This window comes from Lutibacter sp. (assembly GCF_013041805.1).
In the GTDB taxonomy this organism is placed as follows: Bacteria; Bacteroidota; Bacteroidia; order Flavobacteriales; family Flavobacteriaceae; genus Lutibacter.
The window spans coordinates 1-12,713 of record NZ_JABDRI010000031.1 but is presented as its reverse complement, the minus strand read 5'-3'; the positions used below and the strand labels follow the sequence as shown (position 1 = coordinate 12,713).

General features: G+C 29.7%; 13 protein-coding genes and 1 pseudogene. 7 read left to right on the top strand and 7 right to left on the bottom strand.

Translation table 11 applies throughout. The annotated features are described in order from the left end of the window. A pseudogene (locus HKP59_RS04535) lies at positions 1-575 on the bottom strand (NAD-dependent DNA ligase LigA); the annotation flags it as partial. A gap of 204 nt (positions 576-779) precedes the next feature. On the opposite strand from HKP59_RS04535, the gene HKP59_RS04530 reads away from it, so the two are divergent. Genes HKP59_RS04530 through HKP59_RS04520 form a run of 3 tightly spaced genes read left to right on the top strand, consistent with a single transcriptional unit; the run spans position 780 to position 2,909 of the window. After that, positions 780-2,030, top strand: a complete 1,251-nt coding sequence (locus tag HKP59_RS04530) for an FAD/NAD(P)-binding oxidoreductase (protein WP_291803883.1) — start codon at positions 780-782, stop codon at positions 2,028-2,030. Positions 2,031-2,058: 28 nt separating this feature from the next. Beyond that, positions 2,059-2,370 carry a TusE/DsrC/DsvC family sulfur relay protein gene (locus HKP59_RS04525; protein ID WP_291803880.1) on the top strand — a complete coding sequence of 104 codons (312 nt, stop codon included), beginning with the start codon at positions 2,059-2,061 and terminating at the stop codon, positions 2,368-2,370. 38 nt (positions 2,371-2,408) lie between these two features. Beyond that, on the top strand, positions 2,409-2,909 hold the full coding sequence (locus HKP59_RS04520) for a DsrE/DsrF/DrsH-like family protein (protein WP_291803877.1): 501 nt from the start codon (positions 2,409-2,411) through the stop codon (positions 2,907-2,909). 30 nt (positions 2,910-2,939) lie between these two features. Here the strand turns inward: HKP59_RS04520 and HKP59_RS04515 are convergent, their stop codons facing one another. The 3 genes from HKP59_RS04515 to HKP59_RS04505 form a co-directional block, all read right to left on the bottom strand. Continuing rightward, on the bottom strand, positions 2,940-3,854 hold the full coding sequence (locus HKP59_RS04515) for a DMT family transporter (protein ID WP_291803875.1): 915 nt from the start codon (positions 3,852-3,854) through the stop codon (positions 2,940-2,942). A gap of 56 nt (positions 3,855-3,910) precedes the next feature. Further along, a complete protein-coding gene (locus tag HKP59_RS04510) occupies positions 3,911-5,356 on the bottom strand; it encodes a glyceraldehyde-3-phosphate dehydrogenase (protein WP_291803873.1) in 1,446 nt (481 codons plus the stop codon). A 121-nt stretch (positions 5,357-5,477) separates the two neighbouring features. Further along, positions 5,478-6,887: a trypsin-like peptidase domain-containing protein gene (locus tag HKP59_RS04505; protein WP_291803871.1), complete on the bottom strand. Its 1,410-nt coding sequence runs from the start codon at positions 6,885-6,887 to the stop codon at positions 5,478-5,480. A 165-nt stretch (positions 6,888-7,052) separates the two neighbouring features. On the opposite strand from HKP59_RS04505, the gene dapF reads away from it, so the two are divergent. The 4 genes from dapF (at position 7,053) to HKP59_RS04485 (ending at position 10,220) form a co-directional block, all read left to right on the top strand. Then, complete coding sequence (gene dapF, locus HKP59_RS04500) at positions 7,053-7,832, top strand: diaminopimelate epimerase (protein WP_291803869.1); 780 nt, start codon at positions 7,053-7,055, stop codon at positions 7,830-7,832. Further along, positions 7,832-8,365, top strand: coding sequence for a GNAT family N-acetyltransferase (locus HKP59_RS04495; protein WP_291803866.1), 534 nt, complete (start codon positions 7,832-7,834; stop codon positions 8,363-8,365). Before dapF ends, HKP59_RS04495 begins: the two co-directional genes overlap by 1 nt. Beyond that, positions 8,355-9,389, top strand: a complete 1,035-nt coding sequence (gene mltG / locus HKP59_RS04490; RefSeq protein ID WP_291803863.1) for an endolytic transglycosylase MltG — start codon at positions 8,355-8,357, stop codon at positions 9,387-9,389. The genes HKP59_RS04495 and mltG overlap by 11 nt, the downstream gene beginning before the upstream one ends. A gap of 207 nt (positions 9,390-9,596) precedes the next feature. Further along, on the top strand, positions 9,597-10,220 hold the full coding sequence (locus HKP59_RS04485; RefSeq protein ID WP_291803860.1) for a peptidoglycan-binding protein LysM: 624 nt from the start codon (positions 9,597-9,599) through the stop codon (positions 10,218-10,220). Between the two features lie 54 nt (positions 10,221-10,274). Here the strand turns inward: HKP59_RS04485 and HKP59_RS04480 are convergent, their stop codons facing one another. From HKP59_RS04480 to dnaA, 3 genes are all read right to left on the bottom strand, one after another. Further along, complete coding sequence (locus HKP59_RS04480) at positions 10,275-10,994, bottom strand: SAM-dependent methyltransferase (RefSeq protein WP_291803857.1); 720 nt, start codon at positions 10,992-10,994, stop codon at positions 10,275-10,277. Continuing rightward, positions 10,987-11,448 carry a low molecular weight protein-tyrosine-phosphatase gene (locus tag HKP59_RS04475; protein ID WP_291803854.1) on the bottom strand — a complete coding sequence of 154 codons (462 nt, stop codon included), beginning with the start codon at positions 11,446-11,448 and terminating at the stop codon, positions 10,987-10,989. Before HKP59_RS04475 ends, HKP59_RS04480 begins: the two co-directional genes overlap by 8 nt. 9 nt (positions 11,449-11,457) lie before the next feature. After that, a partial coding sequence (dnaA, locus tag HKP59_RS04470) for a chromosomal replication initiator protein DnaA (RefSeq protein WP_291803851.1) occupies positions 11,458-12,713 on the bottom strand: 1,256 nt, incomplete at its 5' end.

Sequence of the window (12,713 nt, the reverse complement as noted above, 5' to 3'; positions counted from 1 at the left end):
TCTTCACCTGCCTCTATTCGTTCTTCATTCATTTTATTAAACCCATCTAAGGGTAAAATAATTTCTCCTCTTATCTCAAAATCATCAACAAAATTTTCCTTTAATACTAAAGGTATCGACTTTATTGTTTTAATATTTCCAGTAACATCATCTCCTTCAAATCCATCACCTCTTGTTACTGCACTAACTAATACACCATTTTTATATGTTAAATTAATAGATGCTCCATCGTATTTTAACTCACAAGTATAACTAACATTCTCAGTTTCCAATATTTTTTTAATTCGCTTTTCCCAGTCAAATAAGTCTTCTTTTGAATATGAGTTATCTAAAGAATACATTCTATTTTGGTGAACAACCGTATTAAAATTTTTGGTGATTTCTCCTCCCACTCTTTGGGTTGGAGAATTGGAATCAAAAAATTTGGGATTTTCTGTTTCTAATTTTTCTAATTCTTTCAGCTTTAAATCAAATTCATAATCAGAAATTGTTGCATTATCCAACACATAATAATTATAATTATGCTCTCGTAATTCTTTTCTTAATTGCTTGATTTTTTCTTCAATTCTTTGCATCATTTTCAAATTATTTCAAGGCTAAAATAATCATATTTTTTAAGTTTCTAGCGGTTTACATAAAATTGTATAAACTTCAAATTAGATTGGACCTTTTGTAACTATTATTACAGTTAGGACTGACATTTATCATATAAATGGTTATGTAACTATAGTAACTTTACTGTGTAATTAAAGACACACAATACACACAAACCATTAAATATGAAAAACTTATTAATATTAGGTGCCGGAACAGCAGGTACAATGATGGCTAACCATTTAAGACCAAAACTCTATCTCAACAAATGGAAAATTACAGTTGTTGATCAATATAAAACACATTACTATCAACCTGGTTTTTTATTTCTACCATTTGACACCTATACAGAAAGTCAAGTAAAAAAAGTAGGAAAGAGATTTATACCTATTGGAGTAAATTACGTTCAGAAAAAAATAGAAAAAATTATTCCTGAGGAAAATAAAGTTGAGCTTGAAGACGAAACACTAGATTATGACATTTTAATTATAGCAACTGGCTCAAAAATTGCCCCTGAAGAAACCGAAGGATTATTAGGGCCTCATTGGAAAAAAGACATTTTTGACTTTTACACTTTTGAAGGAGCATTAGCTTTACGTAATAAATTAAGAGAATGGGAAGGCGGAAAACTAGTTGTTCACTTAACAGAGATGCCTATTAAATGTCCAGTTGCCCCATTAGAATTTGCATTCTTAGCTGATTCTTTTTTCCGAAAAAAAGGAATGAGAGATAAAGTAGAAATCACATATGTTACTCCATTAACAGGTGCTTTTACAAAACCAACTTGTTCAACTGCATTAACCTATCTTTTAAAAGAAAAAGGCATTAAAATGGAAGCTGATTTTGCCATTGAACATGTTGATAACGATACAAAAGAAATTGTAGATTATGAAGACCGAAGAATTCCTTTTGATTTATTAGTAACTATTCCAACTAATATGGGTGATGAAGTTATCGCAAAATCAGGTTTAGGTGATGATTTAAATTTTGTTCCTACAGATCACAACAGCTTACAATCTTTAGCTCATGAAAATATTTTTGTAATTGGAGATGCAACCAATGTCCCAGCTTCAAAAGCAGGGTCAGTAGCTCATTTTCAAGCTGAGACTTTAACAGATAATATTCTTCTTTATATGGACGGATATTCTTTGAAAAAGGAATTTGATGGTCATGCAAACTGTTTTATTGAAACTGGGAATAACAAAGCTTTGCTAATTGATTTTAACTATGTAACTGAACCTGTTCATGGAACATTTCCGTTTGCAAAAATTGGACCCCTTAAGTTATTGAAAGAAAGTGTTTTTAATCATTGGGGAAAACTAGCTTTTAGGTGGATATACTGGAATATGTTATTAAAAGGTATTGCCATTCCATTTGTTTCAAGAAACATGAGTTTTAAAGGGAAGATTTTTGATATAAAATCCGATTCAAAATAAATATTAACTATATAAAAATAAAATAATTATGTCAGTAAAAACTATAGCAGGAGTAGAAGTAAATGTATCAGAAGAAGGATATTTAGAAGATATGTCTCAATGGAATGAAGGAATTGCAAAAGAAATTGCAAGTGAAATAGGAATTGAATTAACACCAAAACACTTTGAAGTTCTCAACTTTTTACGTGAAAAAACTGAAGCTAAAGAAGGTTTAACCATAAGAAGTGTAGGTAAATCCGGTATTGTTAACATTAAAGAATTATATGCTTTATTCCCAAAAGGTCCTTTAAAATTTTCATCAAAAATTGCAGGAATACCTAAACCAACTAGTTGTATTTAAATTTATTCGCTTGTAATTAATTATTAAAAATTTAAAAAATGAGTACAGAAAAAAAACCTTTAGAAAAAGTTTGCTTAATATGCGCCAAAGGAAGCTTAGAAGATGTTTACGCTAGTTTAGTTATGGCAAATGGAGCTGTAATGGAAGGAATAGAAACCAATGTATTTTTTACTTTTTTTGGTTTGGATGGAATCACAAAAAAAGCCATGAATCATTTACATACAGCAACTACTGGTAACCCAGCAATGCGTATGCCTGGCGGACTTCCTTTCCCTACAATGTTAGGTGGATTACCAGGAGTTGAGTCTGCTGTTTCAGGAATGATGAGAAAACAAATGGAAGCTTTAGATATGCCTCCAGTAGATGAATTTTTAGAAATGATTACTGCTGGTGGAGGTAAAATTTATGCTTGTAAATTAGCAGTTGACATGTTTAAATTAGAGAAAAAAGATTTATCAGATGAAGTCTCAGACATTATTACAATTGGTGAATTTTATGAAATGTGTGATGGAGACAGAACACAAATAATATTTACATAAACTTGATACTTTAATTTCTAAAAAGTCAAATCAACTTGTTGGTTTGGCTTTTTTTTGAGATTTCATTTTACCAAAAGCAATTAATAAAAGTCCCGCTATGGTAACTAAGCCTCCCAATAAGGTAATAGCTGGTGGAAATTGGTTAAAATACAAATATGAACCTAGCAAAACAAAAAGTCCTTTTGTACTTGCTATAATCGCTTTTTGAGACAATGGAATATACTGTAAAGCTAAATAACCTGCTATTACAGTTAAAAACGGTCCTAAAAGTGATCCTATAAAAATATTTCTTACAGCTCTTGTTGAAATTACCAATGATTCTCCAACATAATTTAGCGCCATAATAGAAAAAATTAGCAAAAAGAGACTTCTACTAATAGTAAAAATAATAGGATGAATTTTTTTGATATTCTTTTTTACAACCACTGAATTAATTGCTGCCAAAAAGCTAGAATATACAACATATTGTGTTCCATTTATAAACATATCTTTAAAACTTGCTTTTCCCTTATAGCTAATTACAAATGCTCCTGCTAAAGCTAATAGCATTCCTATAAGTTCTAAGTTTGAAAATCGCTCTTTAAGTAATATAAAACTTAATGTAATCACAAAAACTGGAGAAATATTTCCAATAAAGGAAACAATTGTTGGGTTTGAAATTGTGTGAATAGATTTAAAGAAATAATAAGTTCCTATTACTTCAATAAGTCCTATAACAAATAAAATAAAATATTGATTTCCTTTAATCTCTTTTAAACTATGATATGTTTTTTTATACCAGGCATAAAGTAATATCCATAGCAAACCAAAACTAAACCAATAAACTCCAAATTGTTGCAAACTAACTTCAGATAAAGCAGCTTTGCTAAAAATATAGACATTAGAGACAGCAATTACTGAAACTACAGCTAATAAAATACCTTTGACTGAATTGGATATTTTCATAGATCAAAGATAATTTTATAAAGTTTCAAACAAAGCAACAAATGTTGCGAGATATATTAATAATAAGTAAACTTCTTTAATTGAGAAATATATTTTGCCAGCCTAATAACTTGATGCGTATAACCATATTCATTATCATACCAAACATATAACACTATGTTCTTACCATCACCATTTGAAATGGTTGCATTACTATCAAAAATTGCAGGAGCTGATGTTCCAACAATATCAGAAGAAACTAATTCATTACTTAAAGAATATTTAATTTGCTCTACTAAAGCACCTTCTAAACAATGTTTTTTCAAGGTATTATTAATAGTTTCTTTACTTGCAGCATTTTCTATACGTAAGTTTAAAATTGCCAACGAACCATTTGGTACAGGAACTCGAATGGCACTTGAAGTTAATTTTCCTTCAAAAGATGGCAATGCTTTAGAAACAGCTTTCCCTGCACCCGTTTCCGTAATTACCATATTTAGTGCTGCCGCTCTACCTCTGCGGTATTTATTATGCATATTATCAACTAAATTTTGATCGTTTGTATACGCATGAATCGTTTCTAAATGACCATTAATAACTCCAAAATTTTCTTCAATAACTTTTAAAACTGGCGTAATTGCATTTGTTGTACAAGAAGCTGCTGAAAAAATATCGATTTCAGAAGCATTATACTCTAAATGATTTACACCATGAACAATATTTGGAATACCTTTTCCTGGTGCAGTCAGCAACACTTTAGAAACTCCTTTTGCTTTTTTATGTCTACTCAAAGATTCCTTATCTCTAAAAGCACCTGTATTATCAATAACGAGTGCATCAGAAATTCCATACGATATGTAATCAATCTCTTCAGGAGTATTTGCTGAAATTACATAAACTGTTGCACCATTAATTATCAATGCTTTTTTATCTAAGTCTATTCTTACCGTTCCATGAAAATCACCGTGAACAGAATCATTTCTTAGTAAGGAAGCTCTTTTTTCTAAAACAGATTCAGTAATTTCTCCTCGTGTAACAATTGCTCTTAAACGCATTAAGTTGCCTTTACCAGTTAATGCTACTAATTCACGAGCCAATAAGCGACCAATACGACCAAATCCATACAAAACAACATCTTTTGGCTCAGAAATAGTATTGCTTTTAGCAGGTTTTAATTTTTCATCAATAAAATTATCAATTGATTGGGAATTATTATCTAAATAATATTCATATACCAATTTACCAATATCAATTTTTGAAGGTGGTAATTTGTGATTTTTAATTTCGCGTGCAATTTCAACAGCATCAAAAATAGAAATAGGCTTCTCAACAAAATCACTTGCATATTGAATTAAACTTAATATTTCACTAACATTTCTATCTAGTAATTGATTTCTAAATAAAACGAGTTCAACAGTATCATCATACCATAAATCACTTATTATTCTAATAAATTCTACCGTTGCTCTTCTTCTATCAGCTTGAAAAGCGAGCTCTTTTTCATAAATTTCGTTATAAGACATGTGAATGCTAAATTTTTAAATTTCGGCAAAAATACCTATTTCAAACGTTTTCGCAAAGGTTTATTTGTAAAAAAAATCCTTTCAACAAATTGAAAGGATTTTAAAAGTAATTTGCAACTTTTTATCTAAAAATATATCGTTCTCTCTCTCCTTCTAAATTTAACATTTCAATGCGTAGCACTTCTCCATCAGTTTTAGAAGCAATCATATTATTTACATCATCAACAGAAGTTACATTTTCATTGTTAATTGCCACAATTACAAAACCTTTTTTAACCCCATAATACATAAGTTCTTTGTTTGTAATTTCAGTAATTTCAACTCCATTAGAAATTGATAATTTTTTCAGTTTATTTTTATCAATATTTTTTAACTCTAACCCTAAAACAGATACGTTACTTATTTCATTTTTAGTCAATTTTACATCAACAGTAAAACTTTCTCCATCTCTTATATAAGTAACTGCAACCATTTCATCTGGTCGTTTTGATCTTAAAAAGCCCTGTAAATCTGCATAGGTTGAGATTTTGATGTTATCAAGCTTTATAATAATATCTTCCTTTTTTAAACCTGCTTTTTCAGCTCCTGAATTTTCAATAACATCAGCAATATAAAAACCTTCTGTATACTCAATATCTAAATTTTCTGCAGCCCTATTATTTAATTCACCTCCGCTAATACCTAAGATTGCTTTTTGAACATTCCCAAACTCCATTAAATCTTCTACAACCTTTTTAGCAATGTTAGAAGGAACAGCGAAAGAATAACCAATAAATGATCCAGTACGGGAGGTAATTGCTGTATTTATTCCAACTAGCTCACCTCTAGTGTTTACTAGTGCACCTCCACTGTTTCCTGGGTTTACAGCAGCATCTGTTTGAATAAATGAATCTGTAATATTCCCATTTCCTTCTAAATCTCTTCCTTTCGCGCTTACAATTCCAGCTGTTACCGTAGAAGTTAAATTATATGGATTACCAACTGCAAGTACCCATTCACCTACTTTAATACTGTTAGAATCTCCGAAAACAATATATGGTAAATCTGTCGCTTCAACCTTCAACAAAGCAATATCATTAGTAGAATCAGTTCCAATCATTTTTGCTTTATAGACTTTTTTGTTATTTAAAGTAACTTCAATTTCAGTAGCATTTTTTACAACATGATTATTAGTGATTATATATCCATCAGAAGAAATAATCACACCACTTCCCGTACCAACTTGAGAATATTGCTTCATTCCATTTCCCTGACCATAAAATAACTCAGCAAAAGGGTCTCTAACCGTTTTAAATGAGGTGTTTTTCACATGAACTACTGAGTTTAATGTTTTTTCTGCCGCGACGGTAAAATCAGTATTCTCTGTTGAAGCAATTGTTCTAGAAGAATTACTAGTTGCAACCATACTTGGACTAGGTTCCACAGCTTTTTCAATTACAATTTGAGGTTTTTCTATAAACAACTTATAAAATCCAAGTGTTAGAAAACCACCTAAGGCTGAAAACAAAACGATACTTACTATTTTTTTCATTTTTAAAGCATTTTTATAATTTAACACTCAAAATTAAAAAACTTTTTATTTCTAAAAATAGCTTTAACGCTATATTAACACTCATTTAACTGAGTTTAACACTTTAAAATCTATTGCTAATTTTTAACTCAAAAAAACTATGTATTATTTATTACATTTGCATTAATGAAAGTGAAATTTTATAAATATCAGGGAACGGGAAACGACTTTATTATAGTCGATAACAGAAACTTATCATTTCCAAAAAATAACACTAGCTTAATACAAAAGTTATGCGATAGACGTTTTGGAATTGGTGCTGATGGATTCATATTACTTGAAAAATCGGAAGAAACAGATTTTAAAATGATTTATTTTAATGCTGACGGAAATGAAAGTAGTATGTGTGGAAATGGAGGTAGATGTATTGTTGCATTTGCCAAAAAACTAGGCATTATAGAAGGTAACACTACTTTTTTGGCTACTGACGGATTGCATTTTGCTAGTATAGACAATGATATTATTAACTTACAAATGAACGATGTAACTACTGTTGAAATTTTCAAAAAACATTCGTTCTTAAACACCGGATCACCACACCACGTTACTTTTTGCAATACAGTAAAAGATTTAGATATTAAAAAGTTAGGTTCGAAAATAAGATATGGAGCGCCTTATTTTGAAGAAGGTACTAATGTTAATTTTGTTGAACAAATTTCAACGAACATCTTTGATGTAAGAACGTATGAACGAGGTGTTGAAGACGAAACATTAGCTTGCGGAACAGGAGTTACTGCAGTTGCCATCGCAGCTCACAAAACGAATAAAACCTCACATAATTGTATAAAGTTAAATGTTTTAGGTGGTCAACTAGAAGTTTCATTTACTAAAGAAGATGATCTTTATAAAAATGTTTTTTTAAAAGGACCTGCGCAATTTGTTTTTGAAGGAAATATCATAATTTAATGGCAACTCTACTTGGAAAACATATAAACTTGCGCGCTTTAGAGCCAACAGATTTAGAATTCTTATTTGCTTGTGAAAATAATGAATCGTTTTGGGAGATTAGTAGCACTCAAACGCCCTTTTCTAAATATATATTACAAAAATATATTGAAAATTCACATCAAGATATCTATGAAGCTAAACAATACAGATTTGTGATATGCGATACAGAAAACATCGCAGTTGGAATGATTGACTTGTTCGATTTTAATCCACAACATAAACGTGTTGGCTTAGGAATTTTATTAACTTCCGAAAACCAACATAAAGGTTATGGTTCAGAAGCTCTAGAAATGATTATAGATTATGCCTTTACCCATTTACATGTACATCAAATTTTTGCAAATATTACTTCAGATAATTTTAATAGCATTTCACTTTTTGAAAAATTCAACTTTATAAAAACAGGTGAAAAAAAGGATTGGATATTTTCAAATAATAATTTCAAAAATGAACTACTCTACCAATTAATTAGAAATACGAATGAACATTAAAAAATCTATTTTATTAATACTAAGCATTCTAATTGTAATTGGAGGTTTTATTGGGTATAATTTTTATACTAAAATATACAAACCAAACACCACAAATGAAGGTTATATTTATATTTCAACCAATAGTAATATTAACGAAGTTGAAAATTTATTAAAACCCTTTTTAAAAAATACGAATTCATTTAGATGGGTGGCGAACAAAAAAAATTATCCAAATACTATTAAACCAGGAAAATATTTAATTAAAAAAGGTGCTAACAATAATGAATTGATTAATCTATTAAGAAGCGGAAAACAAACAACCGTAAAATTATCATTTAATAATCAAGATACGTTCGAAAAGCTTGCCGGTAGAATCTCAAAACAAATTGAACCAGACTCTATTCAACTATTAAATGTACTAACGGATAATCACTTTATCGAAACAAACGGATTTAATGAACAAACTGCACTTGGAATGTATATTCCAAATACTTACGAGTTCTACTGGAATACTTCAGCTAAGGACTTCAGAAAAAGAATGAGTATTGAATATCAAAAATTTTGGAATACAAAACGATTAGAGCAAGCTAAAAAGTTAAATTTATCGATTCATGAAGTAATTACACTTGCTTCAATAGTTCAGAAAGAAACAGCAAACATCTCTGAAAGACCAATAGTTGCGAGGCTATACTTAAATAGGTTAAAAGATAAATGGCCATTACAAGCCGATCCAACTATTATTTTTGCATTAAAAAAAGAGCTTGGAACAGAAACAACCATCAAGAGAGTTTTAACCAAAGATTTAGAAATTAAATCGCCTTATAATACCTATAAAAATCGTGGATTACCTCCAGGTCTAATTGCAATGCCAGACATATCTTCTATTGATGCTGTATTGAATCCATCGATACATAATTATTATTATATGTGTGCTAGTATTACTTCAATTGGAAAACACGAATTTTCAAGAACATTATCTCAACACAATAGAAATGCTTTAAAATATCAAAAGTGGTTGAATCAACAAGGCGTAAACCGTTAAGATCTAAAAATTGATTCATTCAACTATTTATTAGAATCACATCTCTAACACCAATACTTCACAGTCTATTTCATTTTTATTAACAAAACTTACAATTTGTTAACAATATGTTAAGTTTCGAAATAAATTCATATCTTTATTGTTAATATAAAAATATATATTACATTTGCAGCCGGAAATTTAGAGGGTCATTAAAACCTATAAATTATGAAAAAAGTAATCATATTTTTTAGCTTACTAATCTTAGGAATCATTATTTCAAGTTTTTCTAAAGATGCTAATACGGCTAAATCTAGCATTAAAATTTCAAACGAATTACAGTTTGCTCCTACTGAAGAAGAAAGTTTTTTCAATACACTAAGCAGCAATATTCCTTTTGTTGGAAATTCCTTTAACGGATTTAAAGAAGCAGTTGCATTTAAAGAATCTCAAGGAAAATATCATGTAATCAATACACTAGGGTACTTAGGTAAATATCAGTTTGGAAAATCTACCTTAAAAAGATTTAAAATAAATAACACTCAATTATTCTTAGAAACTCCTGAATTGCAAGAAGATGCTTTTATTGCGCTATGTTCTGTAAATAAATGGATTTTGAGAAAAGATATTAAAAGAAGTGTTGGAAAAAAAATTAACGGTATTGAAATTACTGAGTCAGGAATTATTGCAGCAGCCCATTTATCAGGTGCTGGAAATGTAAAAAAATACCTAAGAAGTAATGGAAAAACCCAGTTTAAAGATGCTTACGGTTCGTCAATTCAGCATTATTTAAAATTATTTTCAGGGTACGATACTTCTTTTATTGAAGCTAATAAAAAACCGATACTTTAATTAAAATAGATTTTAATTTAAAAAAAAGCTTCAATTTTTAAGTTGAAGCTTTTTTTAATCTTTATGTATTATAAATATAGTAGGTCTTTTATGCAAATCAGGATTTTCGTTTTTCCAATCCTTGATTTCTAAAGTTTTAATGTATTCTGTTTGCAACGTAATATCACAAGCCACACATAGTTTTGAAGTAGGTGTTAAAGTACTTTTTAAATCAGTGAGCATTTTTTCGTTTCTAAATGGAGTTTCAATAAATATTTGAGATTGATTTTTCTCTTTAGATAACCGTTCTAAATTTTTAATTGCAGCTTTTCTTTCGGAGGAATCGATAGGTAAATAACCGTTAAATGCAAAGTTCTGTCCATTAAAACCTGAAGCCATCATTGCAAGAATAATAGATGACGGACCAACTAAAGGAACTACTTTAATTCCTTTTTCATGTGCTAGCTTAACTATTTCAGCTCCAGGATCTGCAATTGCAGGAACTCCAGCTTCAGAAAGCAATCCTACCGAGACACCTGTTGAACAAACATCTAAATAAGTCCTAACCTCTAATTGATCAGCATATTTATCTAATTTTAAAATATGTAGTGAAGGTTGAGATTTTCTAGGAGTAATTTGTTTGATAAATCTACGGGCAGTTTTTTCATTTTCTACTATAAATACATCTAATTCTTCAATTACTTTTTTTACAGATAAAGGCAAAACTTCTAATGGCTCATTATCACCTAAAGTAGTTGGAATTAAGTACAACTTACCAAGTTCAATATTATCCATTTTTATTAATTTTAGTTGCTATATGGTCACAAGCTTCATCCAACATTTTATAAACATTTTTAAAACCGAAATCTCCACCGTAATAAGGATCAGGCACATCTAAATTTTCTTTCGGAAAAATCTCATTTAAAATAAATCTCACTTTAGATATGTCATTTTCATCTCTTGCCAACTTAATAACATTATCATAATTTGAGTTATCCATCACATAAATAATATCAAATTCATCAAAATCTTCAACCACAAATTTTCTTGCAGATTGACCTGTAATATCTATATTATGTTTTTTAGCAATATTTATTGATCTAATATCTGGCTTCTCTCCATTATGGTAGGCACCTGTTCCTGCAGAATCTATTAATGCTTTACTAGAAAACACTTTGGACTTTAAAATTCCTTCGGCTAAGGGAGAACGGCAAATATTGCCTAAACAAACCATTAATATTTTGGTCATTTCTTTAAATTAAAAAGTAAGTTTCTTGGTGATATCATCAACATACTTTCTAAATTGCTTATCAGTTTCTGTTAAATTATCAACAGTCTTGCAAGCGTGAAGCACAGTAGCGTGATCTCTTTTCCCTATTTGAGAACCAATACTTGCTAGTGAAGCTTTCGTCATTCTTTTTGCAAAATACATTGCTAATTGACGAGCTTGAACAATATGCCTTTTGCGAGTTTTTGATTGTAATGTAGCAACATCTAATTCAAAATAATTTGAAACAATTTTTTGAATATAATCTATTGATACTTCGCGCTTAGTATTCTTTACAAATTTATCTACAATTTGCTTTGTTAAAGACAAAGTGAATTCTTTTCTGTTAAACGAAGCCTGCGCAATCATAGAGATAAGAACTCCTTCTAATTCTCTAACATTAGACTTTATATGTTTTGCAATATATTCAACTATTTCTTGTGGCATCTCAACACCATCTCTGTAAAGCTTATTTTGTAAAATTGAAACCCTAGTTTCATAATCTGGAACTTGAAGTTCTGCAGATAAACCCCATTTAAATCGAGAAAGCAAACGCTGCTCAATATCTTGCATATCAACAGGAGCCTTATCTGATGTTAAAATAACTTGCTTCCCATTTTGGTGTAAATGATTAAAAATATGAAAGAAAACATCTTGTGTTCCTGTTTTACCAGATAAAAATTGAACGTCATCAATTATTAATACATCGATCATCTGATAAAAATGAATAAAATCATTTCTTCTATTCCCTTTCACAGAATCGATATACTGCTGCGTAAATTTTTCTGAAGAAATATACAAAACAGTTTTATCAGGATATTTATCTTTAATTTGAACACCAATAGCATGCGCTATGTGGGTTTTTCCTAAACCAACCCCACCATAAATCAATAATGGGTTAAATGAAGTTCCTCCAGGCTTATTTGCGACAGCCATCCCAGCCGAACGAGCTAACCTATTAGAATCTCCCTCAACAAAACTATCAAAATTATAATTTGGATTTAATTGTGATTCAATTTTAACTTTTTGAATACCAGGAATTATAAAAGGATTTTTCAATTCTCGTTTATTAAAATCCAACGGAACTGTTACTCCTTGAGCATTTATTGGGTTTCTATTAGAACTAGGAATCTTTACAGTATGCGGATTATTACTACTATAATTATTTTCCATTCTCACATCATAAATCAATTTAGCATCTTCACCCAGTTGTTTCACTAAAGCAACTCTCAATAATTTAATATAAT

Bases quoted from the DNA above. Each gene is read 5' to 3' on its own strand.
- HKP59_RS04525 (WP_291803880.1), top strand. From the start codon at position 2,059: ATGTCAGTAAAAACTATAGCAGGAGTAGAAGTAAATGTATCAGAAGAA.
- HKP59_RS04515 (WP_291803875.1), bottom strand. From the start codon at position 3,854: ATGAAAATATCCAATTCAGTCAAAGGTATTTTATTAGCTGTAGTTTCA.
- HKP59_RS04510 (WP_291803873.1), bottom strand. From the start codon at position 5,356: ATGTCTTATAACGAAATTTATGAAAAAGAGCTCGCTTTTCAAGCTGAT.
- HKP59_RS04480 (WP_291803857.1), bottom strand. From the start codon at position 10,994: ATGGATAATATTGAACTTGGTAAGTTGTACTTAATTCCAACTACTTTA.
- HKP59_RS04495 (WP_291803866.1), top strand. From the start codon at position 7,832: ATGGCAACTCTACTTGGAAAACATATAAACTTGCGCGCTTTAGAGCCA.
- HKP59_RS04530 (WP_291803883.1), top strand. From the start codon at position 780: ATGAAAAACTTATTAATATTAGGTGCCGGAACAGCAGGTACAATGATG.
- HKP59_RS04505 (WP_291803871.1), bottom strand. From the start codon at position 6,887: ATGAAAAAAATAGTAAGTATCGTTTTGTTTTCAGCCTTAGGTGGTTTT.
- HKP59_RS04520 (WP_291803877.1), top strand. From the start codon at position 2,409: ATGAGTACAGAAAAAAAACCTTTAGAAAAAGTTTGCTTAATATGCGCC.
- mltG (WP_291803863.1), top strand. From the start codon at position 8,355: ATGAACATTAAAAAATCTATTTTATTAATACTAAGCATTCTAATTGTA.
- HKP59_RS04475 (WP_291803854.1), bottom strand. From the start codon at position 11,448: ATGACCAAAATATTAATGGTTTGTTTAGGCAATATTTGCCGTTCTCCC.
- HKP59_RS04485 (WP_291803860.1), top strand. From the start codon at position 9,597: ATGAAAAAAGTAATCATATTTTTTAGCTTACTAATCTTAGGAATCATT.
- dapF (WP_291803869.1), top strand. From the start codon at position 7,053: ATGAAAGTGAAATTTTATAAATATCAGGGAACGGGAAACGACTTTATT.